Below are 26,946 nucleotides of genomic sequence, written 5' to 3'. Positions count from 1 at the left end.
CACGGGGCGGTTTTCTGTCCCGATGTCAGGGCGTCGGAACCTGGGCCTGCTGCTGCGCACGTTCGGCCACCCAGTGCTCCACCAGCTCACGCAACTGCGACAGTTCCACCGGCTTGGCCATGTGCCCGTCCATCCCGGCCTGGCGCGCGCGCTCCTTGTGCTCGGTGAGAATGTGCGCGGTCAGTGCCACCACCGGGGTGCGTACCCGCTGGTTGCCGACTTCCCAGGCACGTAGCTGCTGGGTGGCGGAAAAACCGTCGAGGATCGGCATCTCGCAGTCCATCAGCACCAGGTCGTAGCGCTGGGCTTTCATCGCCCGCAGGGCCTCTTCGCCGTTGCTCGCGGTGTCGGGCTTGAGATTGAGCTTGCCGAGCATGCCGCGTATCACTTTGGTGGAAATGCTGTTGTCCTCGGCCACCAGGATACGGAAGTCGCTCGGTACGGTGATCGGTTCCACCGGCTCGGGACTTGCTGTTGGCGTCGGTGCTGGCCCGTGCCCGTGTCCTGGCCTTTTGTCGCGTTGGGCCAGTTCGTCGGCCAGGGTGGTCTTGAGGGTGTAGCCGGCCACCGGCTTGGCGAGGATGCGCTTGACCCCGGCATTGCGCGCGATGATCTTGCTCGGCGCGTTGCTGATGCCGGTGAGCATGATCAGCAGGATGTCGTGGTTCAGGCTCGGGTCTTCCTTGATCTTCGCCGCCAGCTGCATGCCGGTCATGCCGGGCATGTTCTGGTCCAGCAGCACCGCGTCGAAGTAGTCGCGCAGGTGGGCCTTGGTCCGCAGCAGCGCCAGGGCCTCCTTGCCCGACGGCACGGCACTGACGTTCAGGCCCCAGGCGCTGCATTGCTGTACCAGCACCTTGCGGCAGGTGTCGTTGTCGTCGACCACCAGGACCCGCGCACCGCGCAGCGGACCGTCGAGGTCGGAGGTCGGGTTCTCCAGGTGCAGCGGGTCCAGCGGCAGGGTCAGCCACAGGGTGCTGCCCTGGTGGGTGCCGCTCTTGATGCCGAACTCGCCTTGCATCAGTTGCACCAGCTGGCGGGCGATCACCAATCCGAGGTTGCCCCCCAGGCGGGTGGCGGCGAGGAAGTTCTTGCTCTGCAGTTCGGCGTGGAGCAGGGCGTCGCGTTCTTCGTCGCCCATCGGCACGCCGCTGTCCTGGACCGCGATGCGCAGGCGCGGCTGGCCGCTGCGTTCGTCGAGGGCGACGACAATCAGGATCTCGCCCTCGTCGGTTTTCTTCAGGGCGTGTTCCAGCAGGCTGAGCAGGGTCTGGCGCAGGCGCGTCGGGTCGCCGCTGATCACCCGCGGCACTTGCGGTTGGATAAAGCTGATCAGCTCGACATTCTGCTGCTCGGCCCGGGCCCGGAAAATACTCAGGCAGTCATCGATCAGGGCATTGAGGTCGAACTGCACATCATCCAGTTCGATCTGCCCGGACTCCAGCTTGGAAATGTCGAGGATCTCGTTGATCAGGGTCAGCAGCTCGTTGCCGGCGCTGTGGATGGTCTGCACGTAGTCGCGCTGCTTGACCGACAACGGCGTGCCGAGGAGCAGTTCGGTCATGCCCAGCACGCCGTTCATCGGCGTACGGATCTCGTGGCTGATCTTCGCCAGGAACTCGGCCTTGGCGGCGATTTCCGCGTTGCTCGCGGCCAGGTCGCGGCTGAGGCTGAATTGGTCTTCGGTGATGCTGCGACGGCGTTCGCCCAGGGCCACGCTCATCAGCAGGCCGCTGATGCAGATAAACACCAGCAGCGCGATGATCAGGCCTTGCGGTGCCACCAGGGTCAGCCCCAGCAGCGCGGGCAGGATCACCAGCGTGCCGATGTTGAAGATCACCATGGCCACCACGAACAGCCGCGCCGGACGGTAGCCCTTCTGCCAGTGATAGGCGGACACCAGCAGGATGCTCAGGCTCGCCAGGCCCACCAGGCCGTAGGTCATGATGTTCAGGGGCAGGGTGTCGACGAACAACAGCAGCAGGCCGCCGAGGCTGATGATCAGGATATCGCCCAGCAGCAGCTTGTTCAGTGGGTGCGGGCCCAGCTGGGAAAAGAACGAGTAGGTGAACATCAGCCCGCAGGGCGCGGTCAGCAGCAGCGCCACATAGGAGGCGGGGGTCTGCGCGCCATGCCAGTCAGGCATCCAGGGACCGATCAGGTTCAGCAGGAACAGCGCGCTGAGCAGCAGGAAGCCTTCGCAGGCCGCCAGCCACAGGCTGCTGCGCGAACGGGTATAGGCGAAGCGGATCAGGTTGTGCAGGATCAGCATCGTCAGGCAGCCGAACAGCAGGCCATAGAGCAGTGATTGGTTCTGGTCGGCGGCGACCGCGATAGCCGGCTCCAGGGTGATGTGCGGGCGAAGCTCGTGCTTGGAGACCAGCCGGAGATAGATATCCAGCGGCCGGGTGCTTTGCACCAGTGGCAGCATGAAGTCACTGCTGGGCAGCGGGCGTTCGGCCTGGGGCAGGTCGTTGCCGGTGCGCACCTGGGCGATCAGGTTGTCGCCGTCGAGGGTATAGAGGTCGAGGCGCGCCAGGTCGGGGGCGAAGACCCGCAGGACTTGTTCATGACTGCCCGGTTGCAGGCGAAAGCGCAGCCACAAGGCACCCTCGGGCTGGGCGGCGGTCAAGCGTTCGAGCTCGACCGGACTGAATTGGTTGGTGAAGCGTGAAGAGCGGATATCGCTCAATTGCAGGTCGGCCTGGTCGTCAAGCAATGACGCCCAGCCAATGCCTTGCGAGGCCTGGGCCGGAGCAAGGCAGAGCAGGGTCAGCAAGCTGACAGTGAAACCTATGGCGATCCTGAGCCAGCGCACGGCGAAATCCCTTCGTAGGTTGATGCCCGGTGATAACTATGCGCAGGGCTGGAATAGTTCGGCAAGGGCTGACGGCCCTTGCCTATCCCTTCGGATAGTTTATTCCTTTGAGTCTGCGCGTTCGCGTGCAATTGCACGATAGCCGATGTCGCTACGGTAGAAGCAGCCGTCCCAATCAATCTTAGCTGCGAGCTTGTAAGCTTGCTGCTGTGCGGCGTCAACGCTGTTGCCCAGGGCGGTGGCGCAGAGCACCCGACCGCCGGAGGTTACTACCTGGCCGTCCTTCAGTGCGGTACCGGCGTGAAAGACTTTGCCTTCCAGGCCCGCGGCCGCATCCAGGCCGTTGATCACTGCGCCCTTGGCGTAATCGCCAGGGTAACCGCCGGCCGCGAGGACGATGCCCAGGCTCGGACGCGGGTCCCATTGTGCTTCGATCTTGTCCAGGGCCTGGGCCAGTGCGGCTTCGATCAGCAGGATCAGGCTCGATTGCAGGCGCAGCATCACCGGTTGGGTTTCCGGGTCGCCGAAGCGGCAGTTGAACTCGATGACTTTCGGGTTGCCGGCCTGGTCGATCATCAGCCCTGCATACAGGAAGCCAGTGTAGACGTTGCCTTCGGCCGCCATGCCGCGCACGGTGGGCCAGATCACCTGGTCCATGACCCGCTGGTGCACTTCGGCGGTGACCACTGGCGCCGGCGAGTAAGCGCCCATACCGCCGGTGTTCGGGCCGCTGTCGCCGTCGCCGACTCGCTTGTGGTCCTGGCTGGTGGCCATGGGCAGGACGTTCTTGCCGTCGACCATGACAATGAAGCTGGCTTCTTCGCCGTCGAGGAACTCCTCGATGACCACCCGCGAACCGGCTTCACCGAAAGCATTGCCGGCGAGCATGTCGCGTACGGCATCTTCGGCTTCACCCAGGGTCATGGCGACGATCACGCCTTTGCCGGCGGCCAGGCCGTCGGCCTTGATCACGATCGGTGCGCCTTTTTCACGCAGATAGGCCAGGGCTGGCTCGATCTCGGTGAAGTTCTGGTAGTCGGCGGTAGGGATCTTGTGGCGCGCCAGGAAGTCCTTGGTGAAAGCCTTGGAACCTTCGAGCTGGGCGGCACCGGCGGTCGGACCGAAGCAGTCCAGGCCACGGGCACGGAACAGGTCGACCACGCCGGCCACCAGCGGCACTTCCGGACCGACGATGGTCAGGGAAACGTTTTTCTCGGCAAAGTCCGCCAACTGCTCAAGGGCCAGGACGTCGATGGCGACGTTCTCGCACTTGGCCTCGATGGCGGTGCCGGCGTTGCCCGGGGCAACGAAGACTTTCTCGACACGCGGGTCCTGCGCCACTTTCCAGGCCAGGGCGTGTTCACGGCCACCGCTGCCGATGATCAAAACATTCATTTCAAAAACCTCGATGACGCTGAATTCTGGGAGAACTGCGACGCCGCCGTTCTGTAGGAGCAGAGCTTGCTCGCGAAGGGGACCTTGAGGTCGCCAAAGGCTTCGCGGGCAAGCCCTGCTCCTACAGGTGAGCGGCGTTTACACACTTGTCTTTAGTGACGGAAGTGGCGCATGCCGGTGAACACCATCGCGATACCGGCTTCATCAGCGGCAGCAATCACTTCATTGTCACGCATCGAGCCGCCCGGCTGGATCACCGCGGTGACACCGGCCTTGGCCGCATTGTCGAGACCGTCGCGGAACGGGAAGAACGCGTCCGAAGCCATGACCGAGCCCTGTACCTGCAGGCCAGCATGCTCGGCCTTGATTGCAGCAATACGAGCGGAGTTGACGCGGCTCATCTGGCCGGCGCCGACACCGATGGTCTGGCGGTTCTTGGCGTAGACGATAGCGTTGGACTTGACGTACTTGGCGACTTTCCAGGCGAAGATCAGGTCGTGGATCTCTTGCTCGGTCGGTGCGCGCTGGGTCACGACTTTCAGATCGTCGCTGCCGATCATGCCGATATCGCGGCTCTGCACCAGCAGGCCACCGTTGACGCGCTTGTAGTCCCAGGCCGGGGCGCGGTTGGCGTCCCACTGGCCGCAGACCAGCAGGCGCACATTGACCTTGGCGGCCACGATGGCGCGGGCTTCTTCGCTCACGGAGGGGGCGATGATCACTTCGACGAACTGACGCTCGACGATGGCCTTGGCGGTTTCGGCATCCAGTTCGCGGTTGAAGGCGATGATGCCGCCGAAGGCCGATTCAGTGTCGGTGGCGTAGGCCAGTTCGTAGGCCTGGCGAATACCGCCTTCGGCGTCCGGGCTGACCGCCACGCCGCACGGGTTGGCGTGCTTGACGATAACGCAGGCCGGCTTGACGAAGCTCTTCACGCACTCCAGCGCGGCATCGGTATCGGCCACGTTGTTGTAGGAGAGTTCCTTGCCTTGCAGCTGGGTGGCGGTGGCGATGCCGACTTCGGCGGGCTTGGCTTCCACGTAGAACGCCGCGCTCTGGTGCGGGTTCTCGCCGTAGCGCATTTCCTGGGCCTTGATGAACTGGCTGTTGAAGGTCCGCGGGAATTCGCTGCGGCCTTCTGTGCTCAGGGTCTCGGCGGCCTGGTTCACGGTGCCCATGTAGTTGGCGATCATGCCGTCGTAGGCGGCGGTGTGTTCGAACGCCTTGAGCATCAGGTCGAAACGCTGGGCGTAGGTCAGGCCACCGGCCTTGAGGCTTTCCAGGACCTGGGAGTAGTCGCTGGCGTTGACCACGATGGCCACGTCCTTGTGGTTCTTGGCCGCCGAGCGGACCATGGTCGGGCCGCCGATATCGATGTTTTCGATGGCGGTCGGCAGGTCACAGCCAGGTTTGTTGATGGTGGCTTCGAACGGGTAGAGGTTGACGGCCACCAGGTCGATCGGCTTGATGCCGTGCTCGTTCATGATGGCGTCGTCGATGCCGCGACGACCGAGGATACCGCCGTGGATTTTCGGGTGCAGGGTTTTCACCCGGCCGTCCATCATTTCCGCGAAGCCGGTGTAATCCGCGACTTCCACTGCGGCTACGCCGTTGTCCCGCAGCAGCTTGAAGGTCCCGCCGGTGGAGAGGATCTCCACGCCCAGGGCTTCCAGTTCCTTGGCGAATTCGAGGATCCCGGTCTTGTCGGAAACACTGATCAAGGCACGGCGGATCGGCAGGCGGGTGGTCTGGTCGGTCATCTCAATTTCCATCAAAAGCAAAGGAGTCAGCAAAAAAGGCGACCGGTTCTACGCGGGCGCCTTTCTGGTTTGATTGAATGCTTACAGCAAATCGTACTGTTTGAGTTTCTTGCGCAGGGTGCCGCGGTTCAGCCCGAGCAGCTCGCTGGCCTTGGTCTGGTTGCCCTTGACGTAGTTCATCACGCTTTCGAGCAAGGGCGCTTCGACTTCCGAGAGCACCAGGTTGTACACGTCCGTGACGGCCGCGCCCTCAAGGTGGGCGAAATAATTGTGCAGCGCCTTCTCGACACTCCCGCGAAGGGTCTGGCCTTCTTCGCTCGGCGTGTTGAGGTGCTGTTTCAAATTGACGTTGTCGCTCACGGGCGTTGTTCCACTCACTAAAGTCTCGGTCATCATCGTCATGCGGCCACCCCTCTCCCTTCCCCTGTTACCAGGCTCTTGTAACGCTCGGCGAAAAACTGACGAACGTTGGCGCACTGTGCTTCCGTTTCTTCCACACGATTGAAGTGGGCGCGAAACTCCTTGGCGCCCGGCAAGGTTGCGAGATACCAGCCGACGTGCTTGCGGGCGATACGTACACCCATCACCTCCCCATAGAAGGCATGCAACGCGGCCAGATGCTCTAGCAGAATACGTTCCACCTCGAACAGCTCCGGTGCCGGGAGGGTTTCGCCGGTACGCAGAAAATGCTCGATTTCACGAAAAATCCATGGCCGCCCCTGGGCGGCCCGGCCGATCAACAGGCCATCGGCACCGGTCGCGTGCAGCACGTGCCGGGCTTTCTCGGCCGAATCGATGTCGCCGTTGGCGAAGACCGGGATCGACACCGCCTGCTTGATCGCGGCAATGGTGTCGTACTCGGCTTCACCGGTATACAGGTCGGCACGGGTTCGCCCGTGCACCGCCAGTGCCGTGATTCCCGCCTGTTCGGCAATTTTTGCCACCGTCAGGCCGTTCTTGTTCGCCCGGTCCCAACCGGTGCGGATCTTCAGGGTGACCGGGACGTCCACCGCCGCGACCACGGCGTGGAGGATCTCGCTCACCAGTGCTTCGTCTTTCAGTAACGCGGAGCCGGCGGCCTTGTTGCAGACCTTCTTGGCCGGGCAGCCCATGTTGATATCGATAATCTGTGCCCCCAGCTCGACATTGGCCCGGGCCGCCTCCGCCAGCATCTGTGCGTCGCCACCGGCGATCTGTACCGAGCGGGGCTCGGGATCGCCTTCGTGGATCATGCGCAGACGCGATTTGCGGCTGTTCCACAAGCTCATGTCGCTGGTGACCATTTCCGAGACTACAAGACCCGCGCCCAGGCGTCGGCACAACTGACGAAAGGGCTGGTCGGTGACGCCCGCCATGGGGGCGAGAATCAAGCCGTTCTGCAATGTATATGGGCCGATGCGTACCGCCGACATAGGACTTCCCTGGTGTGGGGCCGGATCATGAGAGTTCGAAAAAGGGTTGGCATGATACCCGCTCTCGATGACTGGATAAAGGCAAAATTGGATAAAATCTGAACAGTTATTCGCTTATCGCTGGCGGTTTGGTTGCCGCCAGAAAAGTGCCGCCCCGCCGGGCAATGAGTGCCGGGTTACTCGGGCGAGTGGAAGCTCAAGCTGTAGTTCACGGCCTTGGCACCCGGGTCGAGGATGTCCAGGGCGATATGGATCGGTGTCTGTGGTGGCATTTCACCCTGGCCGGCCAGGTCGCCGCTCAGGTACTCGGCGGGTTTGAAGCGGCGGCTGGCGATCAGATGGCCGTTGAGATCGGCGAAGCGCAGCTCCAGCAGCGGAAAGGGCTGGGAGAACGGCGCGCGGTTGTAGATGATCGCATCCACCACTAGGGCGCCGGCGAAGTCCGGGTGGCTACGGACCACCAGGTTGCTGCTCTTGATTCGGGCGATATCGACTTTTGACGGCACCTTGCAGCCGATTTCCGGGCACAGTTGCTGGAACCAGGGGCGGTACTGGTCCTGGCGCGCCAGTTCGTCGAAGTGATAACCGACGTATTGGCCGACCAGGGCGCCGGCGGCCAGCAGCACCAGCAGCAGCCAGAGCAGGCGCCGGCCCCAGGGCGAGCGGCGGCGTTGCCAGTCGAGCTGGATCGGGTCGTCGACCAGGTCCAGCAGCACGTCGTCGTGCAGGCCGGGCTCGTTGCGCTCGCGCTTGGCCTTGGGTTTCCTGTGTTCTTCTTCGGCGGGCGCATCGTCGGCCGGTTCAGGGGCCGGTGGGGCATGGAAGGTGTCGTCTTCCAGCTCATCGTGCTCAAGCTGCAGGCGCGGGACTGGTGGTTCGTCGTCCAGATCGGCGAGATCGAAGGACAGCGAAGGCTCGGTGCGCGCTGACTTGGGTTGTTCTGGCTTCTTTTCCGGTGCCTTGGCCGGGGCTGTTTCGCCCTCGTCGGCCAGGGTGGCGTCGACAGGCTTGCCCGGCGGTTCGCTGAACAGGCTGTCGGGCCATTGCTCTTCTTCCGTGTCCGGGCCGTCGCGGCGGGCGCTGAGGGACTCGCCCTTGCCGCCGCGGTCCTGGCCGAACGCCTTGGTTGGCTGGATTTCCCGCTGTTCCAGGCGCGCCAGTTCTTCGTCCAGGTCGAGGTTGTCCAGGTCCAGCTCTTCGGCCGACCATTGTCGCTGGCTGATGGCCCGTGGCTGTTGCGGCGGTTCTGGAGGCGGTGGCGGCGGTGCGGGTGGTACTGGCGCCGGCACCGGCTTCGGCGCTGGCGCGGCAACACCGGCGGCGCTCGCCGCTTCCCGGGCTGCGCGTTGTTCGAGCAGTTGTCGCGCAGCGTTGAACACCTGCAGGCAGGAGCCGCAACGAACCACACCACGGGCCACGCTCAATTGAGCGTGGCTGACGCGGAAACTGGTCTGGCAATGCGGGCACTGGGTGACGAAGCTGTCGGTCATGCGGCGATCCGGTTCATGCAGGCGCCCATTCTAGCGCCGACGACCACTGATGCGCACCCAGCCATCGCGATCGGCAATCGGGTCGAGATCGAAGTCCTGGGCATAAGCAGCAGCGACTTGCGCGCCCTGTTCGGCGAGGATCCCCGAGAGCGCCAGGCGACCGCCGGGCTTGACCAGGGTGGACAGTTGCGGTGCCAGGGACACCAGCGGGCCGGCGAGGATATTGGCCACCAGCACGTCGGCCGGGACCTGGGGCAGGTCTTGCGGCAGGTACAGCGGGAACAGCGCCTCGTCGATATGGTTGCGCCCGGCGTTATCGCGGGAGGCTTCCAGGGCCTGGACGTCGATATCGGTACCGACCGCTTCCTTGGCGCCCAGCAGCAGGGCGGCAATCGCCAGGATCCCCGAGCCGCAGCCGAAGTCCAGGACGTTGCAGTCCTTGAGGTCCTGGCCGTCGAGCCATTCCAGGCACAGCGCGGTGGTCGGGTGGGTGCCGGTGCCGAAGGCCAGGCCCGGGTCGAGCAGCAGGTTGACCGCTTCCGGTTCCGGCGCGGCGTGCCAGCTCGGGACGATCCACAGGCGGCGGCCGAAGCGCATCGGCTCGAAGTTGTCCATCCAGCTGCGTTCCCAGTCCTGGTCCTCGATCACTTCGCTGTGGTGCTCGGGCAGTGGTGCGCCGGTCAGCAGTTCCAGGTGTGCGAGCACGCTGGCCGCCTCGGTGCCGCCTTCGAACAGCGCCAGCAGGTGGGTGTGGGACCACAGCGGGGTGGTGTTGAGTTCCGGTTCGAAGATCGGTTGATCTTCGGCATCCATGAAGGTGACCGAAACGGCGCCGACTTCGAGGAAGGCGTCTTCGTAGGTTTCGGCTTGTTCCGGGCTGATGGCCAGGCGTACTTGCAGCCAAGGCATGGCGGGGCACCTTTGCAAAAATGGAGTGTGCAACCGCGGGGGCTGCGAGAAACGCGCAAGTCTACTTGAGCAGCGCCTTGGGCGGTATTCAAAAACAACAAGGCCGCAATTAAGCGGCCTTGTCTATGGGATCACGCACTCACTGGTTGGCGAGCTTGTGTTCCAGGTAGTGGATGTTCACACCACCCTTGCAGAAGCCTTCGTCGCGAACCAGGTCGCGGTGCAGCGGGATATTGGTCTTGATCCCGTCCACCACGATTTCGTCCAGGGCGTTGCGCATGCGCGCCAGGGCTTCGTCACGGTCCTTGCCGTAGGTGATCAGCTTGCCGATCAACGAGTCATAGTTCGGCGGTACCGCATAACCACTGTACAGGTGCGAGTCGACGCGAACGCCGTTGCCGCCCGGTGCGTGGAAGTGCTTGACGGTGCCCGGGCTCGGAATGAACTTCTTCGGGTCCTCGGCGTTGATCCGGCACTCCAGGGCGTGACCGCGGATCACCACGTCGTCCTGGGTGTAGGACAGCGGGTTGCCGGCGGCGATGCTGAGCATCTCCTTGACGATGTCGATGCCCGTGACCATTTCCGATACCGGGTGTTCCACTTGCACGCGAGTGTTCATCTCGATGAAGTAGAAGTTGCCGTTCTCGTAGAGGAACTCGAAGGTGCCGGCGCCACGGTAGTTGATGTCGATGCACGCCTTGACGCAGCGGGCGAAGACTTCCTGGCGGGATTTCTCATCGATGCCCGGGGCCGGAGCTTCTTCCAGTACCTTCTGGTGGCGACGCTGCAGCGAGCAGTCGCGGTCACCCAGGTGAATGGCGTGGCCCTGGCCGTCGGACAGTACCTGGACTTCCACGTGACGCGGGTTGGTGAGGAATTTTTCCAGGTACACCATCGGGTTGCCGAACGCTGCACCGGCTTCGGTGCGGGTCAGTTTGGCCGAGGAGATCAGGTCTTCTTCCTTGTGCACCACGCGCATGCCGCGACCACCACCACCACCGGCGGCCTTGATGATCACCGGGTAGCCGACTTCACGGCCGATGCGCAGGGCTTCTTCCTCGTCTTCCGGCAGCGGGCCGTCGGAACCGGGAACGGTGGGGACGCCGGCCTTGATCATGGCGTGCTTGGCCGAAACCTTGTCACCCATCAGGCGAATGGTGTCGGCTTGCGGGCCGATGAAGGCGAAACCGGATTTCTCGACCTGTTCGGCGAAGTCGGCGTTTTCCGCGAGGAAGCCGTAGCCCGGGTGGATCGCCGTGGCACCGGTCACTTCCGCGGCCGCGATGATGGCCGGGATGTGCAGGTAGGACTGGGCGGCAGGCGCCGGGCCGATGCACACGGATTCGTCCGCCAGGCCCAGGTGCATCAGCTCCTTGTCGGCCTTGGAGTAGACGGCGACGGTCTTGATCCCCAGCTCCTTGCACGCGCGCAGGATCCGCAGTGCAATTTCACCGCGGTTGGCGATCAGGACTTTTTCCAACTTCGCAGGATTCGACATCGTTGGCTCTCCGCGCTTCAAACGATGGTGAACAGCGGTTGGTCGTACTCAACCGGCTGGCCGTCTTCGACGAGGATGGACTCGATCACACCGCTGGTTTCAGCTTCGATGTGGTTCATCATCTTCATGGCTTCGACGATGCACAGGGTGTCGCCTTTCTTCACGCTCTGGCCGACTTCGACAAACGACGGGGCGGCCGGCGAGGATTTGCGATAGAAGGTACCGACCATCGGCGAACGGGCTACGGTGCCGTTCAGCGCCGGGGCGGCTGCAGCGACCGGGGCCGCTGCCACTGGGGCGGCAGCCGGAGCGGCGGCGACCGGTGCTGGCATCGGTGCCGGAGCGTAGTACTGCTGCGCCGGGGTCTTGCTGTGGCGGCTGATGCGTACGGACTCTTCGCCTTCCTTGATCTCGAGCTCGTCGATACCGGATTCTTCCAGCAATTCGATCAGTTTCTTAACTTTACGGATATCCATTAATCGTCAACTCCCAAGGGTCGGTCAGGGGTGTTTAGCCTGTGATTCAAGCTGTTCCAGGGCGGCCTCCAGGGCCAGTCGGTAACCGCTGGCGCCAAGGCCGCAGATCACTCCCACAGCAACATCTGAAAAGTAGGAGTGATGGCGGAAAGGTTCGCGTTTGTGCACGTTCGACAAATGCACTTCGATGAATGGGATGCTCACCGCCAGCAACGCGTCACGTAATGCGACACTTGTGTGTGTAAAAGCCGCTGGATTGATCAGTATGAAGTCCACGCCTTCGCCACGGGCCGCGTGGATCCGGTCGATCAGTTCGTACTCGGCGTTGCTTTGCAGGTACAGCAGATGGTGCCCGGCCTCGCGGGCCCGGCGTTCCAGGTCCTGGTTGATCTCGGCCAGTGTTACCGCGCCGTAGACACCCGGCTCGCGGGTGCCGAGCAGGTTCAGGTTGGGTCCGTGCAGAACCAGTAGGGTCGCCATCGGTTGTTCCTTGTTATTCACGTGCAGTTGTCGGTGCGGGCCGACTATGCCGGAAAGCTTTGGCGACTGTCCAGTTACCTGCAATAGCCAGCACGATGTCCGATGTTCGCGCGAAGTTTATGACTGATTTGTCGGATCTGGTCATTCGTCGCGGCAACAGGTTCGACGAAGTTCGCCGCAGCGGTTTCGCCGATGCCCCCCGCAGTGGCGATTTTGCCGCTGTCGCGGGTGAGGGCACAGGGGGGAGGCGGTGTGTGTGGCGCCCGGTCAGACGCGGAAGGCCTGCACGGCGGTACGCAGCTGTCCGCCCAGCACCAGCAGGTGTTCGCCCTGGCTGCGGCCTTCGCCGATGCGCAGCAGGTTGTCGCCGCCCAACTGGTGAATACGTTCGCTGTGATCGCGGATTTCGCTGACGGCGCCGCTTTGCTGGGCGGTGACATCGGCGATGCGCACCGCGGTCTCGGCGATGGTCTGGATCGCGCCGACGATCTTGTCCAGTGCGCCGTCCGCCGCCTGGGCCTGGCCGGCCGTGGCCTCGGCATGTTCGACCTGGGCACGCATGCCTTCCACCGATTGCCGCGCGGCGTTCTGCAGGCCGGCGATCAGGGTCTGGATCTCGCCCGTGGCCCCGGCCGTGCGTTGCGCCAGGCTGCGCACCTCTTCGGCGACCACGGCGAAACCACGGCCCATTTCCCCGGCACGAGCGGCTTCGATGGCGGCGTTGAGGGCCAGCAGGTTGGTCTGGTCGGCAATCGAGCGAATCACCGTGAGCACGCCGCCGATGGTCGCCGACTCCTCGGCGAGTTTCTCGATCATCTGCGCATTGCCCTGGACTTCCCCCACCAGTGCGTGCAAACCGGTGAGGCTCAGGCCGATGACTTTTTGCCCATGTTCGACCGCGCTGCCAGCGCTGCGGCTGGCATCGGCGGCCTGGCTGGCGTCGCCGGCGACTTGCTGGATGGTGGCTTCCAGTTCGCCCAGGGCGTCGCGGATCTGCGCGGTATCGCCGGCCTGGCGCTCGGCGCCGCTGTGCAGGCCGCCGCTGAGGTCGGCGAGGGCGCGACTGCTGCCGGCGACTTCCTCGGCGTTCTGCCGGATAGTGCCCACCAGATCCACCAGGTAGGCGCGCAGGCGGTTCAACGAGGCTTCGATATCGTGCAGTTCGCGGTTGGTCTTGCCCAACTGGATATCCCGGCTGAAATCGCCTTCGGCCCAGGTCGAGAGCGCCGGCGCGAGGTTGGTCAATACCCGCGACAGCTTGCGTTGCAGGGTGTCGATCAACAGGGCGATCAGCAGGATCAGACCGATCATCAGGCCCTGCATCATCCGCACGTCGCCCTGGATCTTGCCATGCTGGGCGCGGACTTCCGGCTCCAGCCCGGCAATCGCCTGCTGTACGGCGCTGATCTTGAGGTGGGTCGCCGCCGCCAGGTCCGAGCGTTTCTGGATCTGCTCGCGGGTGCGGTTCAATTCCGCCGGGTAACGGGTCAGCAGGCTGTGCAGTTCGCGCTTGAGGTCGACGCCGGTGTCCTGGACCACGGCCTTTTCGGTGTTTTCCAGGCCCATCATGGCGCTGAAATCGTCGGTGCTGGACTCACTGCTGGCGGTCACGCCGAGCAAGGGCAGGGCTTCGAGCTGCTCGGCCTGGCCGCGGATGCTCGCCAGTTCGCGTTCGACATCGGCGGCCAGTTCGCTGCGTCCGCTGCTGACCAGCTTGTCCCGCGCCAGGCTCAATTTGGCCAGGTGCGATGAAGCGGTCAGCAACAGGGGCAGGTAGGCGGCGGCTTCCGGCGTCTTGGCCTGGGTGGCGTATTGGCTCAGTTGATCGAGGTTGCCGCCCAGCTCGCGTTCGGCCTGGAGCAGCAGGGCCTGGGGGTCGCCAGCCAGCTTGCCGGCGGCGAGCAGGTCGGTCTTGCTGAAGTCGTTCAGGGCGGCCAGGCTCGGGCGCAGGGTCGCGGTCAGGTCCGTTGGCAGGGCATCGAGCTGCTTTCCCAGTTGCTCGATGGCCTGGCCCGCGCTGCTCAGGCGCAAGGCGTCGCCGCTGCCCAGGTAATCTTCGATATTGCGCGCCGCCTGGTTCTGGAACTGTTGCGACAGGCTGAGGTAACGCTCCATCAGTTGGTAGGGACGTTCCAGCGCCTGTTGCGACCACCAGAGCGTGGCTCCGAGCGCCAGGCAGACGGCGACGAGCAGCAGGGTGTTGAGGTTGGTCAGCAGTTTCAGGCGCATTCAGGATTCTATCCACGACAAAAAGTGGTAAGTACCTGAAGTTATTGCTGTTTTGTTACAGGGTCATGACTGAGTCGGTGGAGTCCGATGAAAAGCTGGCACTTTGCCTTGCCGCTTGCACGCGATTGCGGCCGGCATGTTTGGCGCGGTAGAGCGCTTCGTCGGCCTGGCCGGCCATCATCAGGCTGTCGGAGTCGGCCTGCAGTTCCACCACCCCGGCGCTGAAGGTGCACCACAGATCCTGCGGTTGCGCCGGGTAGTGGATTTCGGCGAAGCGCTGGCGAATTTCATCCAGCACTTTATAGGCCGACTCGATATCGGTGTCGGGCATGACGATGGCGAACTCTTCGCCACCATAACGGCCGATAAAGTCGGTCTTGCGCAGGCGTTGTTTGAGAAACAGCGCCAGGCTCTTGATCACCCGGTCGCCCATGGGGTGACCGTGGCTGTCATTGACCCGCTTGAAGTGGTCGATATCGAGCATTGCGAAGCTCAGCGGCTTGCATTCGCGGCGGGCGCGGAAGCTGCAGTCTTCGAGCAGTTGCAGGATATGGGTGTGGTTGTACAGGCCGGTGAGGCTGTCACGGACCATCCGCGCCTTGAGGTTGCGGGCGCGGGCGGCGCGGTTGCGCACGGTGGTGATCAGGTGACGCGGCTTGATCGGCTTGGTCAGGAAGTCGTCGCCGCCCTCGCTCATGGCGTCGAGCTGCTTGTCCAGGTCGTCCTCGGCCGACAGGTAGATGATCGGCACGCTGACATAACGGTCGTTGTGGCGGATCACCTTGGCCAGTTCCGTGCCGGTGCAGGCCGGCATGTACATGTCGAGGATGATCAGGTCGGGCTGGAAGTCCGCCAGTTCGGCCATGGCCTGGATCGGATCGATCAGCGTGCGGGTGACGATCCCGGCGCTGTTGAGCAGGCGTTCGGTGTGCAGCGCCTGGGCCCGCGAGTCGTCGATGATCAACACCTTGTACGGATCGTATTGGGCGACGCAGGTGAGGACCTCGATTTTCTCCAGCAGGCTGGAGGCTTCCAGGGTCCCGGTGAGGAACTCCTGGCCGCCGGCGCGCACGGCGGCCAGGCGGGTCGGGGTGTCGGTTTCGTGGAGGCTGAAGAACAGCAACGGCAGTTTCTGCTCCAGACCCAGCTGCGCTTCGGCAGCCAGGTGCAGGCCCATGCCGGCGCCGCTGAAGTCGACGTCCATGACAATGGCCGAAGGCAGGCGCTCGGCCATCGACGAACGGAACGCCGCGACACTGTCCAGCGACTGGGCGCTGAGACCGAAGAATTCCAGCTGCTTGGCCAGGCGCTCGCCGCGGTCGTGGTCCTGCAGCATCACGTAGACCGGTTTGCGCAGTGGCGGCAGGAAGGTCTGTTCGAGCTGGTCGCCATGGCGCAGGCCGGTGCGCGACAGGCGCTGCATCAGACGATTGAGTTCGCTGATCAGGCCGCTGCTCAGACGTCCGCGGTTGGCCTCGACGGCGACCAGGGATTCGCTGATATGGCGGGCCAACTGGGTATGTTCGGGTTGTTCGAAGCGTTCGGCGAAGCGCAGCAGGCGCAGGTTGGCTTCGCTCAGTTCGGACATGTCGATGCTCGACCATTCGCTGCGTTGCAGGCGTTGCCAGATCTCAAGGATTTGCCGGGCCTGGTGGATGACCCGCTGGGCAAAGTGCTGCTTGAGGCGCTCGCGGCTGGGGTCTTCTGGCTCGGTCATGTCCTGACTACTTAGTGAGGGGAACGGCTGGGGTCGACTGATGGCTCTATGCTAGCAGCTCTTTTCGTCAATGGCGGTGTCATCTGTCAATTAAGCTGATTCATTTGGTGACCCATGAGTTTCGCTGTTTCGGATCCCACAACAAGACCGGAGAGGTCGTATCGAGGAGGCGTCCTGCCGGGGCTTGATTTATAGTGCTCGCACGGATGGCAACGCTGCCGTGCCCTTGACCTTGCGCAATGACAGGAAAGGCACGATGGAGCAGGGTTGTGGTCGAACCGATGAATTCAGGAAAAGGATAGAGCCATGCTGGACTGGAAAAAACGCCAAGACAGCGCGCCGGAGCGCGCCGCCGAACCCAAGTCGGCGACCCGCGGTTATTTTCGCGGGATGCTGTTCAGTCGAGCACTGGCGACCCTGCTGGGCTTGTACCTGCTGACCACGATCCTGATCGGCTGGTACTGGAGCCAGGAGCCGGCGCTGTTTCCGGTGCAGCAGAACGCACAGATGGCCGCCGAGAAGGAAGGCCGCAAGATGGTGGTGGGCTACACCACGGTGGAAACCCTCAAGACCGTGGCCGGCACCTTGCTCCACAAGCCCGGTGGCTACCTGTCCAACGACCGCTTTCCGCCGGGTATCTGGCTGGACAATATTCCCCACTGGGAATACGGCGTGCTGGTCCAGGTTCGCGATCTGACCCGCGCCCTGCGCAAGGACTTCGCCCGCTCCCAGTCGCAATCGGCTGAAGATGCCGACCTGGCGAAGGCCGAGCCGCGTTTCAACTTCGACAACAAGAGCTGGATGCTGCCGTCCAGCGAATCGGAATATCAGGAAGGGATCAACTCCCTGAGCCGCTATCAGGCCCGTTTGTCCGATCCGAACCAGAGCAACGCGCTGTTCTATGCCCGCGCCGACAACCTGAACAACTGGCTCGGTGATGTGGCTACCCGCCTCGGTTCGCTGTCCCAGCGCCTGTCGGCCAGTGTCGGACGGGTCAAGCTCAACACCGCGCTGAAAACCGAAAGCGTGGTCCCGGGGCAGGTGCCGCAGGTCGACGAGGAAATCGTCGAAACCCCGTGGTTGCAGATCGACGACGTGTTCTATGAGGCCCGTGGCCAGGCCTGGGCGCTGTCGCACCTGCTGCGGGCCATCGAAGTCGACTTCGCCGACGTGTTGGCGAAGAAGAACGCCACGGTCAGCGTGCGTCAGATCATTCGTGAACTGGAGGCCTCCCAGCAGCCGGTCTGGAGCCCGATGATCCTCAATGGCAGCGGCTTTGGCATTCTGGCGAACCACTCGCTGGTGATGGCCAACTATATTTCCCGGGCCAACGCGGCGGTGATCGATTTGCGTCAACTGCTGAACCAGGGTTGAACCATGGATAACGCTTCGAAGGAGGCCCTGCATCGCGCCGCCTCCGATGCCGAGCAGATCGCCTGGGTCGACGCCGATGACCAATTGCTCGGCGCCCTGGCCCGAATCGAGTTGCGCGAGCGCGGCCTGATCGGGCGCGGCACCTATATCCTGCTGTTCAACTCCGCCGGTGAGCTGTGTGTGCACCGGCGTACCTTGAGCAAGGCCATCTACCCGGGTTACTGGGATGTGGCCGCCGGCGGCATGGTCCAGGCCGACGAAAGTTACGCCGAGTCCGCCGCCCGAGAGCTGGAAGAGGAGCTGGGGGTCAGTGGCGTGCCGCTGACCGAACACGAGCACTTTTTCTTCGACCAGCCGGGTAACCGGCTCTGGTGCGCGGTGTTCAGCGCGGTCTGGGACGGGCCGCTGCGGCTGCAGCCTGAAGAGGTCCTCGAGGCGCGTTTTGTCCCGGTGGACCAGGCCCTGCGCGAAACCCTTGAAAAGCCCTATTGCCCGGACTCCCTGGCAGCCTTGAAGCGTTATCTGCAATAACACCGTAGCGACGTCGCAAAAGCTTCATCAATTGGCGCTGTTTGGCTATTGGGCCGGGGGCCTTTTGCCGTTACACTGCGCGACTTTCAAAGCTGCGGCGGCGTTGCCCGCCGCAGTTGCGCTGCCCCTGCCTGAGTGGGGCTTCGCGGTCGCAGACCCCTCCCGGGGGTGTGACCAGTCTTTAGTCCTCCCAAGAGGATTGCCGGTGGCCAAAAAAGCCGCATCCTTCGCCGCCCTCGGTGGCCTGGTGTTTTCCACCGACGCAGGTCGACATTGCCCGGACTGTAGCCAGCCGGTGGCGTCCTGTATCTGCAAACAAAATGTGCTCCCAGCCGGTGACGGTATTGCCCGCGTGCGTCGCGAAAGCAAGGGCCGTGGCGGCAAGACGGTAACCACCGTCACCGGCGTGCCCTTGGCCGAAGACGCCCTCAAGGACCTGGCGACCGCGTTGAAGAAACGCTGTGGAACCGGTGGCGCCTTGAAGGACGGGGTGATCGAGATCCAGGGCGATCACGTCGAGTTGCTGCTGGCCGAGCTGGAAAAACACGGTTTCAAGGCGAAGAAGTCCGGCGGTTAGCAGCCTCTGTGAAAACCACCGTGAAGTTGACCCGCCGGCCCGGATAAACGAAGCCGGGCTGTCGTCCCCATGGTTTTCACAGAGCCTGTTCCCGAACAGTTTCTAAACTCGGTGCTGGATCCAGGGTCTTACCCCCTTGTATGCAGGCGAATCGTCATTTTCATTCTTTAGACTGCGCGCAGCCTGGACCCAGGTGGCGCTATTTGACTTCTTTATAGGGGACTTCGATGTCCGTACGACGCACACGCAAAGACGATGGCAGCCAATGGACAGTTGCGGACAGCCGCAGTGTTTATGGGATTCGCCATTGGGGGGCCGGGTATTTCGCGATCAATGACGCCGGTCGCGTCGAGGTTCGTCCGAACGGCCCGAGCAGTTCGCCCATCGACCTCTTCGAGCAGGTCGACGAACTGCGCAAGAGCGGTTTGTCCTTGCCGTTGCTGGTGCGCTTCCCGGATATCCTGCAGGACCGCGTCCGTCAACTGACCGGGGCCTTTGACGCCAACATCGAGCGTCTGGAATACCAGAGCAAGTACACCGCGCTGTACCCGATCAAGGTCAACCAGCAGGAAGCGGTGATCGAGAACATCATCGCCACCCAGAACGTTTCCATCGGCCTGGAAGCCGGCTCCAAGCCGGAGCTGCTGGCGGTGCTGGCCCTGGCGCCGAAGGGCGGGACCATCGTCTGCAACGGCTACAAGGACCGTGAGTTCATCCGCCTGGCGCTGATGGGCCAGAAGCTCGGTCACACGGTCTTTATCGTGATCGAGAAAGAGTCCGAGGTTGAACTGGTGATCGAAGAGGCCGCGGCCCTCAAGGTCAAGCCACGGATCGGCCTGCGGGTGCGCCTGTCATCCCTGGCCTCGAGCAAGTGGGCCGATACCGGCGGCGAGAAGTCCAAGTTCGGTCTCTCGGCGGCGCAGTTGCTGTCGGTGGTCGAGCGCTTCCGCGACGCGGGCCTGGACCAGGGCATTCGCCTGCTGCACTTCCACATGGGTTCGCAGATCGCCAACCTGGCGGACTACCAGTATGGTTTCAAGGAAGCGATCCGCTACTACGGCGAGCTGCGCAACCTCGGCCTGCCGGTGGACCATATCGACGTCGGCGGCGGCCTGGGGGTGGACTACGACGGTACCCACTCGCGCAACGCCAGCTCGATCAACTACGACATGGATGACTACGCCGGTGTCGTGGTCGGCATGCTCAAGGAATTCTGCGATGCGCAGAACCTGCCGCATCCGAACATCTTCTCCGAAAGCGGCCGTTCGCTGACCGCCCACCACGCCATGCTGGTGGTGCAGGTGACCGACGTCGAGAAACACAACGACGACGTGCCACACATCGACAACCCCGAGAACCTGCCGGAAACCGTGCAGTGGCTGGTGGAACTGCTGGGGCCGACCGATATCGAGATGGTCACCGAAACCTACTGGCGCGCCACCCACTACATGAGCGACGTGGCCACCCAGTACGCCGACGGCAAGCTGACCCTGGCCGAGAAAGCCCTGGCCGAGCAATGCTATTTCGCTGTGTGCCGGCGTCTGCACAACTCGTTGAAGGCCCGCCAGCGTTCGCACCGCCAGGTGCTCGACGAACTCAACGACAAGCTGGCCGACAAGTACATCTGCAACTTCTCGGTGTTCCAGAGCCTGCCGGATACCTGGGCCATCGGCCAGGTCCTGCCGATCCTGCCGCTGCACCGTCTCGACGAAGAACCGCTGCGCCGCGCCGTGCTGCAAGACCTGACCTGCGACTCCGACGGCAAGATCAAGCAATACGTCGACGAGCAGAGCATCGAAACCAGCCTGCCGGTGCACGCCCTGAACGAGGGCGAGGACTACCTGCTGGGGATCTTCCTGGTGGGCGCCTATCAGGAAATTCTTGGTGACATGCACAACCTGTTCGGTGACACCGACTCGGTGAACATCTACCAGAACCCGGATGGCAGCGTTTACCACGCCGGTATCGAAACCCATGACACCATCGAGGACATGCTGCGTTATGTGCACTTGTCGCCGGAAGAACTGATGACGCACTACCGCGACAAAGTCGCCAGCGCGAACATCAGCGTCAAGGAGCGTACCCAGTACCTGGATGCCCTGCGTCTGGGGTTGACCCGCTCTTCGTACCTGTCCTCATAAGGCGACGCCAATAGTTCCCAGGAAATTGCCTTGTTTGAGATTGGTTTTTTCCTGTGATCTTGTAGGCAATGTCCTTTTGTGAAAAACCCACCCTTCGCGGTGGGTTTTTTATGCCCTGAAATCAAGATGCTGGCTTCTCATGTTCCGTGTTTTGCGTAGGTCTTTTCTCTAACACTACTTCAGCCCTCTACTCGGCCTTGTCTCTCGGCGAGAATCCCAGGTCGGTGCCACGATGAGGAAAGCCAATGTTTGATCCAGTCAGCGAGCCGTTTTTTCGGCTGGATGTAGCGGGCTTGTCCCATCCCCTGATTGTCACGGCCTTTAGCGGCGTGGAGGCGATCGACGAACTGTTTGCCTTCGAGCTGGATGTTCTCGACGAGGAAGGCGAACTGGACCTGGCCGGGTTGATGTACCGCAGTTGCTACCTGGCGCTGGGGACTGAAAACGCCGGGTTTCACGGGCAGATACAGGGCGTCAACCTGACGCTCCGGGGGTTGCCGCGGGGCCATTGTCGCCTGTCCCTGGGGCCGCGCCTGGGTTGCCTGGCGCAGCGTGTGAGCCGGCGTCTGTTCCAGCACTGCTCGGTTCCGGCGATCATCGCCCGGGTGCTTGAGGAGCATGGCCTGGGCGACGATGTCGTGCGTTTCTGGCTCAAGGGCCACTATGCCCGGCGTGCCTATTGCGTGCAGTACGAAGAGTCGAACCTGGCATTTGTGCAGCGGCTCTGCGCGGAAGAGGGCATCCACTATCATTTCCAGCACAGCCGGGACCTGCACTTGCTGGTCTTTGCCGATCACCAGGGGGAGTTTCGGCGTACCCCGCGGGCGCGCTTCGCCCATGAGACGGGTCCGGGCGTGCTGGATTTTTTCGTCACGCTGGCCGATGGCAGTCGTCGGCGTGGCGGCCGTGGGGCCCAGGTGGCGGAGGGCGAAAGCGATCTGCCCGGTCTGGCCAGTGGCGCGTATCTGCCTGTTTCCGGCCACCCTTGCGCGGCGTGGAACCGGTTGTGGCTGGTCACCCGGCTTCGCCACCGTGGCGACAGCCTGCCCGGTGGGGCCGCGGACGGCGGGCCTCGGCTGCGTTATGGCAATGCCTTTGCGGCGACTTCCTGGGAGGTGGCGTTTCGTTCCTGGCGGCGCTGGCCCAGCCCGGTGTTATCGGGGCTGTTCCGGGCTCAGGTGGTCGACGCCGACGAGCAGGGGACCTTTCGCGACCAAGCAGGACGGGTGGCGGTGCGCATCGACGCCTTTTCCCAGGGCTGCGCTGCGCCAGCGGTGCCTTGCTGGCTGCCGTTGGCTCGCTCTCTGCAATATGAGTGCGAAGAGCTGACCGTGGGGACGGCGGTGTGGGTGCGTTTTCAGGATGGCGATGCGCAAGCGCCGCGAATTGTCATGCGTGGCGATGTCCAGTTGCCGAGGCCGCTGCCCGCTGGCGCGCAACGTCTGCACCGGGACCCGATTTTCGAATCTCTGCACGCCGGTTATCCGCTGGTGCTGTTGTGTGGGCAACCCATGGGCGGCGGCGAGCGTCACTGCGCGGTGCGGGATTGCGTCTGTCGGGGCGCACTCCCGCGAAGGGGCCTGCCATGAAGGCGACGGACGATTGCAGCCAGTGGTTGCTGCTGGATGTGCCCGGTGCGCCGGAGGTGCTCGAGGCGCTGAAGGAAGGTTACGCGCACTATCTGGCTTACAACCTGTTTGAGGGCTCGCCGTTTCAGGGCCAGGGCGAAGTCGCCCCGCGCCTGCTGCAACTGGCCGAAGGTTGCCCGTTGAGCCGCCTCAGCCAGGCCAACCCGAGTCTCTGGCCCGGTTTGTTCCTGCACACCCGGGCGCCGGTGCAGGCGTTGCTGACCCACCTGCGACAGATACTGGTGGTGGGTTTCGACGAACAGCATCGGGGCTTGCTCAGCTACTACAACCCGCAGACCGCCAGCTATTTCTTCGACTCATCGGACCCGCGCGAACTGAGCGGCTGGCTCGGCCCCATCCGCTGTCTGTACTGGTATGGTGGGACCTGGGCGGACCGGGCCATTGGCGGCGTCGGCTGGCAGCAACTGTTCAACCCCGGGCTCGAGGTGGCCGGTCTCGGTGCGCCACCGGTCCTGAGCAGCCACCAGCAGCGCCGCCTGCAGACCTGCCTGCTGGAGCGCCACGCCTACCAGTGGAGCCGCTGTAGCGGACATGAATACGACCGGACCTGGTGCCATGTGCAGGAGGGCATCGCCCAGGGCTTTCGCGAGTACGGCCTGCTCGATGGCTGGCTGCATCTGCGTGCGGAGTATCCGGCGGCGTCCATTCCGGCCTGCCTGGCGGGAGACTCTCCCGGCGAGCGCCTGGAAAACCTGCGCCAGGCCTGGAGCAGTAGCCCTGATTGAGCCTAGGATGTGGCTCAGTGCGCGGCCTGGCCGAACCAGCCGTCGTTGCGCCGCAGTTTCACGGCGTAGAGCCCCAGGGTCAGGCTGCGCAGGGCCATGAACAGCAGGAAACTTATCCACAGGCCGTGATTGCCAAAGCGGCTCAGGAACCAGGCACAGGGCAGACTGAGGAGCACGCTGAGCAGCATGCTGTCGCGCATCTCCCGGGCGCGGGTGGCACCAATGAACAGGCCGTCGAGCAGGTAGCTCCAGACCGCGATCAGTGGCAACAGCGCCAGGTAAGGCAGGTAGCCGAAGGCAATCTCGCGCACGCTGGGGATATCGGTCTGCAGGCTGACGAACAGGTGCCCGCCGAGCAGGAACAGCAATGCGAAGCCCAGGCTCGCCAGCAGCGACCAACCGGCCGCGACCACCAGGGAACGCCGCAGGGTATCGCGATCACGGGCACCGATGGCATGACCACAGAGCGCCTCCACGGCGTGGGCGAGGCCGTCCAGGGCGTGGGCGGTGAGCAGCAAGCCGTTGAGCAGCAGTGCGTTGGCCGCGACGGTGGCATCCCCCAGGCGTGCGCCCTGGACGGTGATCAGGAAAAACACCGATTGCAGCGCCATGCTGCGAATGAAGATATCGCGGTTCACCGTCAGCAACGGGCGCCAGCTCTGCCAGCGCCGCAGTGCCGCCCAGGCGATCTGCCCGGGGTAGGCGCGCAGGGCCTTGCCGGTCAGGCTCAGGCCGAGCAGGGCGCCGGTCCATTCGGCGATCACCGAGGCCCGGGCCGAACCGACCACGCCCCAGTCCAGCCCGAGGACGAACCACAGGTTCAGGGCAATATTCACCAGGTTGGTGGTCAGCAAAATGGCCAGCGGTGCGCGGGCGTTCTGGGTGCCGAGGAACCAGCCGACCAGGGCATAGCTGGCCAGCGCCGCCGGCAGCCCGAAGAGCCGGATGTGGAAGAAGTCCAGGGTCAATTCGTGCAATTCGGGCGAGGGTTGCATGAAGGTCAGCGCCAGTTGGCTGAACGGCACGGCGATCGCCCCCAGGAACAGCGCCAGCACCAGGCTCAGCAGCAAACCTTGGACGAGCACCTGGCGCAAGGCCGCGCCGTCTCCTCGTCCGGCGGCCTGGGCGGCAAAACCGGTGGAGCCCATACGCAGGAAGCCCATGGCCCAGGCGAGAAAGATATACAGGCTGGCGCCGACCGCCACCGCACCGAGCTGGTGGGCGTGGGGCAGGTGGCCGATCACGCTGCTGTCGACCAGCGCCACCAGGGGCACGGAAATATTCGACAGGATCATGGGGGCGGCGAGTGCCCAGACCCGGCGGTGAGTCGGGCGGTCTCGCCAGTCAGCGATCAGGGGGGACATGCGGGCTCCTTGAAAGAGCGGGCATTGTAGCGATTAGTGGACCACCCAGCTCAACAGCCAGAGCCCGAGCACCAGCCAGATGATGCCGAGGATGATCGAGGCCCGCATAAAGGCGCGGACCGCCGAGTAGAGCAGCATCAGGCCGAGGATCAGGATCAGGATGCTGAAGAACGAGGGGCTCATGCCCAGGGAGCGGGCGAAGCCATCGATAAAGTTGCCGCCGGCATGGGTCAACGCGTGGAAGAAGCCGCTGAGGCCATCAATGATAAAACGAATCACCGAGCCTAGCGCCTGGCCCAGCCATTCAAAAAAACTTTCTACCTGCATAGGTACCCCTGATGAATATGCCGACTGATGCGCCGCACTCGCAGGGAGCAGGTTTTACAGGCCCCGCCTGAGGTTGTCCAGACGGTGCATCAAGAGGGGTTGACCAGATGCATCCTGGGCTGTGGAAACAGGTTGTTGAGGGTTTCCAGCAAGCGCACGTGATAGATGGGTTTACGGAACAGGTCCAGCACCTGGAGCCTGAGCATATCGCTGACATCGTCCATGTCGGCATGGCCGGACGTGACGATGACGGGCAGGTGCTGGCGCGAGGTGTGTTCACGCAGACGTTTGATCAGCGACATGCCGCTTTCTTCCGGCATGCGCAGGTCGGTGATCACCAGGGCGATATCCGGATGATGGGTCAAGTGCGAGAGCGCCAGCTTGACGGAGGTGGCGGTGAAGCAGCAAAAGCCTTCGCCCTCCAGCAATTCGGCCAGTTCGAGCAGGGCGTCCTCTTCGTCGTCCACTAGAAGGAGCTGTTGCCGTGGGGGGGAAGAGGCGTTCATGGGACCATACCTGTCGTTGAGTCGTCTTGAAACTCTAGCTCCCTATTAGAGACTCTGGAGGGGGAAGTTCGTCAAGTCCCTATACCGGTTTGAATTGCGGTGAAGATCGACTTCACCTTGGTGCTGATAGGGTCCATGAAAATCCCGATCACCGCCGCCACCATGGCCGCGACAATCGCGTATTCGATACCCGAGGCGGCTTCTTTGTCTTCGGCAAACAGCTGGGCTTTTATGAACAGCCTGAGGACGATATTCAGCAACATCTGGCTTCTCCTTGCGCCTGAAAAGCGCTGTGCAGCGGTCGTGCGGCGTGATTTGCCTACCTTTAAAGCATTGTCAACAAAACCGCCCTCTACAACTGTAAGAACGGATTAATCACAAAGAATTAGTTTTTGGCCTGGCGTTGAACACTCAGAATTTATCCATCCGAACGAGGGGATATTTGGCGCTCGGTAATGGCGTTTTGTCCTAGCTGCGCTACCGTCCAATAGCGAAATAGTTGATGTTCATCGCTGCCTGATTGCGAATGGGTCATGGCCTCGGGTCTGGCAGGAAAGGGAGAGCAGTCGTGAACAGTCGCGTTACCATAGGGTTGGCCGCCCTGTTTTTGGTCGCAGCCATTGTGGTCGGTTACTGGGGGTTGAGGCTGAGTCGTCAGCCGGTCCCCGTGGCGCCTGCCGATGCAGCGGTAGTCGCGCCTGTGGAAAAAAACGCGGGGGGGGCCGAGGACGCGCTGCGCCAGCCGGTGGTGGTGTTGGCCCACGATGTTCCCCCTTTTGTGCCCCTGACGGCGGCCGATCTCACCGTCGAGCGGCTGCGTACCGCACCGGCCGGCAGTCTGAGCTCGCTGCAACAAGCCATGGACCGCATACCCTGGCGGCCCTTGAAGGCCGGCACCTGGCTCAGCGACGAGAGTTTCGAGGCCGGCGGCCCCCTGGCGCGGATGATCCGTCCCGATGAGCGCGCCCTGGCGGTGGCGGTGGATGAGGTCGTTGGCGCCGGTGGCCAGTTGACGCCGGGAGACTACGTCGATGTCTTGTTGTTTCTGCGTCAGGACGCCAGTAACCCGCAGCAGTCGGCCCAGGTGGTGGTGCCGGCGATGCGCCTGCTCAGTGTCGGCGACCAACTCGGGCTGACCAACGATGGTTTGCCGGCCACGCCGTCGTCCGCTGCCGACGAACGCCTGCACCACTCCCCGAGCCCCGGCAACGCCCGTACGGTGGTGCTGGCCGTGCCGCAAGTGCTGCTCAGCCGCCTGATGCTTGCCACCCAGGTCGGTACGTTGCGCCTGGCGGTGCGTAGCGCCGACGAGCATCTGCTGCCGCGCTACTGGGCGGGGGAGAGTGCTGCCGACAGCGTCGAAAGCATCAATCACGGCCTGTTCCAGTTCAACCAGCTGGCCTTGGCCGGTGTGCCCAGGGGCCAGGCAACGGCGGCTCCCGGGGCGCTTCCCGGTGCGGCGAAAAGCCGGGGCGTCGAAGTGATCCGCGGTAATCAAATCAGCCAACAAACGCCCTGATCTGCCAACAAGGAAGTCGCGGATGAGTCGATGTGTATCGAGATTCAAA

At 63.3% G+C, this 26,946-nt stretch carries 23 protein-coding genes; 7 read left to right on the top strand and 16 right to left on the bottom strand.

From position 1 onward, the window contains the following. Positions 1–25: 25 nt before the first annotated feature. The 12 genes from M5C56_RS28630 to M5C56_RS28575 form a co-directional block, all read right to left on the bottom strand. Positions 26–2,818, bottom strand: coding sequence for a hybrid sensor histidine kinase/response regulator (locus M5C56_RS28630; RefSeq protein ID WP_103497795.1), 2,793 nt, complete (start codon positions 2,816–2,818; stop codon positions 26–28). Positions 2,819–2,917: 99 nt separating this feature from the next. Next, positions 2,918–4,213, bottom strand: coding sequence for a phosphoribosylamine--glycine ligase (purD, locus tag M5C56_RS28625; protein WP_103497794.1), 1,296 nt, complete (start codon positions 4,211–4,213; stop codon positions 2,918–2,920). 152 nt (positions 4,214–4,365) lie between these two features. After that, entirely contained in the window at positions 4,366–5,973 is a 1,608-nt protein-coding gene (gene purH, locus M5C56_RS28620; RefSeq protein ID WP_103497792.1) for a bifunctional phosphoribosylaminoimidazolecarboxamide formyltransferase/IMP cyclohydrolase, read from the bottom strand. Between the two features lie 81 nt (positions 5,974–6,054). Next, positions 6,055–6,375: a DNA-binding transcriptional regulator Fis gene (gene fis / locus M5C56_RS28615; protein WP_003186237.1), complete on the bottom strand. Its 321-nt coding sequence runs from the start codon at positions 6,373–6,375 to the stop codon at positions 6,055–6,057. Beyond that, positions 6,372–7,385, bottom strand: coding sequence for a tRNA dihydrouridine synthase DusB (gene dusB, locus M5C56_RS28610; protein ID WP_103497791.1), 1,014 nt, complete (start codon positions 7,383–7,385; stop codon positions 6,372–6,374). The genes fis and dusB overlap by 4 nt, the downstream gene beginning before the upstream one ends. A 176-nt stretch (positions 7,386–7,561) precedes the next feature. Further along, a complete protein-coding gene (locus M5C56_RS28605) occupies positions 7,562–8,875 on the bottom strand; it encodes a DUF3426 domain-containing protein (RefSeq protein ID WP_103497789.1) in 1,314 nt (437 codons plus the stop codon). Positions 8,876–8,905: 30 nt separating this feature from the next. Further along, the gene (prmA, locus tag M5C56_RS28600) at positions 8,906–9,784 is read right to left on the bottom strand and encodes a 50S ribosomal protein L11 methyltransferase (RefSeq protein ID WP_103497787.1); all 879 of its coding nucleotides are present in this window, start codon (positions 9,782–9,784) and stop codon (positions 8,906–8,908) included. A 139-nt stretch (positions 9,785–9,923) separates the two neighbouring features. Further along, positions 9,924–11,282, bottom strand: a complete 1,359-nt coding sequence (accC, locus tag M5C56_RS28595; protein WP_100944284.1) for an acetyl-CoA carboxylase biotin carboxylase subunit — start codon at positions 11,280–11,282, stop codon at positions 9,924–9,926. Between the two features lie 17 nt (positions 11,283–11,299). Then, positions 11,300–11,758 (bottom strand): acetyl-CoA carboxylase biotin carboxyl carrier protein, encoded by a 459-nt coding sequence (accB, locus tag M5C56_RS28590; protein WP_100944285.1) that lies wholly within the window; start codon positions 11,756–11,758, stop codon positions 11,300–11,302. 24 nt (positions 11,759–11,782) lie between these two features. Further along, on the bottom strand, positions 11,783–12,238 hold the full coding sequence (aroQ, locus tag M5C56_RS28585) for a type II 3-dehydroquinate dehydratase (protein WP_103497785.1): 456 nt from the start codon (positions 12,236–12,238) through the stop codon (positions 11,783–11,785). A gap of 267 nt (positions 12,239–12,505) precedes the next feature. Continuing rightward, complete coding sequence (locus tag M5C56_RS28580) at positions 12,506–14,467, bottom strand: methyl-accepting chemotaxis protein (protein ID WP_103497782.1); 1,962 nt, start codon at positions 14,465–14,467, stop codon at positions 12,506–12,508. A 55-nt stretch (positions 14,468–14,522) separates the two neighbouring features. Further along, positions 14,523–16,184, bottom strand: a complete 1,662-nt coding sequence (locus tag M5C56_RS28575; protein WP_103497781.1) for a PleD family two-component system response regulator — start codon at positions 16,182–16,184, stop codon at positions 14,523–14,525. Positions 16,185–16,490: 306 nt separating this feature from the next. Between M5C56_RS28575 and M5C56_RS28570 the strand changes: the two genes are divergently transcribed. The 6 genes from M5C56_RS28570 (at position 16,491) to M5C56_RS28545 (ending at position 23,181) form a co-directional block, all read left to right on the top strand. Further along, positions 16,491–17,558 (top strand): DUF2333 family protein, encoded by a 1,068-nt coding sequence (locus M5C56_RS28570; protein ID WP_103497779.1) that lies wholly within the window; start codon positions 16,491–16,493, stop codon positions 17,556–17,558. 3 nt (positions 17,559–17,561) lie between these two features. Then, positions 17,562–18,089 (top strand): NUDIX hydrolase, encoded by a 528-nt coding sequence (locus M5C56_RS28565; RefSeq protein WP_103497778.1) that lies wholly within the window; start codon positions 17,562–17,564, stop codon positions 18,087–18,089. 205 nt (positions 18,090–18,294) lie between these two features. Then, positions 18,295–18,666, top strand: coding sequence for a translation initiation factor Sui1 (locus M5C56_RS28560; protein WP_103497777.1), 372 nt, complete (start codon positions 18,295–18,297; stop codon positions 18,664–18,666). Between the two features lie 227 nt (positions 18,667–18,893). Then, positions 18,894–20,807 carry an arginine decarboxylase gene (gene speA / locus M5C56_RS28555; protein WP_100944292.1) on the top strand — a complete coding sequence of 638 codons (1,914 nt, stop codon included), beginning with the start codon at positions 18,894–18,896 and terminating at the stop codon, positions 20,805–20,807. A gap of 245 nt (positions 20,808–21,052) precedes the next feature. Further along, positions 21,053–22,396: a contractile injection system protein, VgrG/Pvc8 family gene (locus M5C56_RS28550; protein ID WP_103497776.1), complete on the top strand. Its 1,344-nt coding sequence runs from the start codon at positions 21,053–21,055 to the stop codon at positions 22,394–22,396. Then, positions 22,393–23,181: a DUF4123 domain-containing protein gene (locus M5C56_RS28545; protein ID WP_103497774.1), complete on the top strand. Its 789-nt coding sequence runs from the start codon at positions 22,393–22,395 to the stop codon at positions 23,179–23,181. The genes M5C56_RS28550 and M5C56_RS28545 overlap by 4 nt, the downstream gene beginning before the upstream one ends. Before the next feature lie 14 nt (positions 23,182–23,195). On the opposite strand, the gene M5C56_RS28540 is transcribed toward M5C56_RS28545, so the two are convergent. The 4 genes from M5C56_RS28540 to M5C56_RS28525 form a co-directional block, all read right to left on the bottom strand. After that, positions 23,196–24,545, bottom strand: coding sequence for an MATE family efflux transporter (locus M5C56_RS28540; protein ID WP_103497773.1), 1,350 nt, complete (start codon positions 24,543–24,545; stop codon positions 23,196–23,198). Positions 24,546–24,578: 33 nt separating this feature from the next. Further along, complete coding sequence (locus M5C56_RS28535; protein ID WP_103497772.1) at positions 24,579–24,872, bottom strand: hypothetical protein; 294 nt, start codon at positions 24,870–24,872, stop codon at positions 24,579–24,581. Positions 24,873–24,961: 89 nt separating this feature from the next. After that, positions 24,962–25,378, bottom strand: a complete 417-nt coding sequence (locus tag M5C56_RS28530) for a response regulator (protein ID WP_100944299.1) — start codon at positions 25,376–25,378, stop codon at positions 24,962–24,964. Between the two features lie 71 nt (positions 25,379–25,449). Next, on the bottom strand, positions 25,450–25,641 hold the full coding sequence (locus M5C56_RS28525) for a Flp family type IVb pilin (RefSeq protein WP_103497771.1): 192 nt from the start codon (positions 25,639–25,641) through the stop codon (positions 25,450–25,452). Between the two features lie 305 nt (positions 25,642–25,946). On the opposite strand from M5C56_RS28525, the gene cpaB reads away from it, so the two are divergent. Beyond that, positions 25,947–26,897: a Flp pilus assembly protein CpaB gene (cpaB, locus tag M5C56_RS28520; protein WP_103497769.1), complete on the top strand. Its 951-nt coding sequence runs from the start codon at positions 25,947–25,949 to the stop codon at positions 26,895–26,897. Positions 26,898–26,946: the final 49 nt, after the last annotated feature.

The sequence above is a fragment of the Pseudomonas sp. MWU13-2862 genome, assembly GCF_023242495.1.
In the GTDB taxonomy this organism is placed as follows: domain Bacteria; phylum Pseudomonadota; class Gammaproteobacteria; order Pseudomonadales; family Pseudomonadaceae; genus Aquipseudomonas; species Aquipseudomonas gingeri_D.
This window is presented reverse-complemented; position numbering and strand designations above follow the sequence as displayed.

Coding starts and splice junctions, on each gene's coding strand:
- accC (WP_100944284.1), bottom strand. CDS start 11,282: ATGTCGAATCCTGCGAAGTTGGAAAAAGTCCTGATCGCCAACCGCGGT.
- M5C56_RS28605 (WP_103497789.1), bottom strand. CDS start 8,875: ATGACCGACAGCTTCGTCACCCAGTGCCCGCATTGCCAGACCAGTTTC.
- fis (WP_003186237.1), bottom strand. CDS start 6,375: ATGACGATGATGACCGAGACTTTAGTGAGTGGAACAACGCCCGTGAGC.
- M5C56_RS28550 (WP_103497776.1), top strand. CDS start 21,053: ATGTTTGATCCAGTCAGCGAGCCGTTTTTTCGGCTGGATGTAGCGGGC.
- M5C56_RS28575 (WP_103497781.1), bottom strand. CDS start 16,184: ATGACCGAGCCAGAAGACCCCAGCCGCGAGCGCCTCAAGCAGCACTTT.
- M5C56_RS28580 (WP_103497782.1), bottom strand. CDS start 14,467: ATGCGCCTGAAACTGCTGACCAACCTCAACACCCTGCTGCTCGTCGCC.
- dusB (WP_103497791.1), bottom strand. CDS start 7,385: ATGTCGGCGGTACGCATCGGCCCATATACATTGCAGAACGGCTTGATT.
- M5C56_RS28545 (WP_103497774.1), top strand. CDS start 22,393: ATGAAGGCGACGGACGATTGCAGCCAGTGGTTGCTGCTGGATGTGCCC.
- aroQ (WP_103497785.1), bottom strand. CDS start 12,238: ATGGCGACCCTACTGGTTCTGCACGGACCCAACCTGAACCTGCTCGGC.
- purH (WP_103497792.1), bottom strand. CDS start 5,973: ATGACCGACCAGACCACCCGCCTGCCGATCCGCCGTGCCTTGATCAGT.
- speA (WP_100944292.1), top strand. CDS start 18,894: ATGTCCGTACGACGCACACGCAAAGACGATGGCAGCCAATGGACAGTT.
- M5C56_RS28570 (WP_103497779.1), top strand. CDS start 16,491: ATGCTGGACTGGAAAAAACGCCAAGACAGCGCGCCGGAGCGCGCCGCC.
- prmA (WP_103497787.1), bottom strand. CDS start 9,784: ATGCCTTGGCTGCAAGTACGCCTGGCCATCAGCCCGGAACAAGCCGAA.
- M5C56_RS28525 (WP_103497771.1), bottom strand. CDS start 25,641: ATGTTGCTGAATATCGTCCTCAGGCTGTTCATAAAAGCCCAGCTGTTT.
- M5C56_RS28530 (WP_100944299.1), bottom strand. CDS start 25,378: ATGAACGCCTCTTCCCCCCCACGGCAACAGCTCCTTCTAGTGGACGAC.
- accB (WP_100944285.1), bottom strand. CDS start 11,758: ATGGATATCCGTAAAGTTAAGAAACTGATCGAATTGCTGGAAGAATCC.
- purD (WP_103497794.1), bottom strand. CDS start 4,213: ATGAATGTTTTGATCATCGGCAGCGGTGGCCGTGAACACGCCCTGGCC.
- M5C56_RS28565 (WP_103497778.1), top strand. CDS start 17,562: ATGGATAACGCTTCGAAGGAGGCCCTGCATCGCGCCGCCTCCGATGCC.
- M5C56_RS28535 (WP_103497772.1), bottom strand. CDS start 24,872: ATGCAGGTAGAAAGTTTTTTTGAATGGCTGGGCCAGGCGCTAGGCTCG.
- M5C56_RS28540 (WP_103497773.1), bottom strand. CDS start 24,545: ATGTCCCCCCTGATCGCTGACTGGCGAGACCGCCCGACTCACCGCCGG.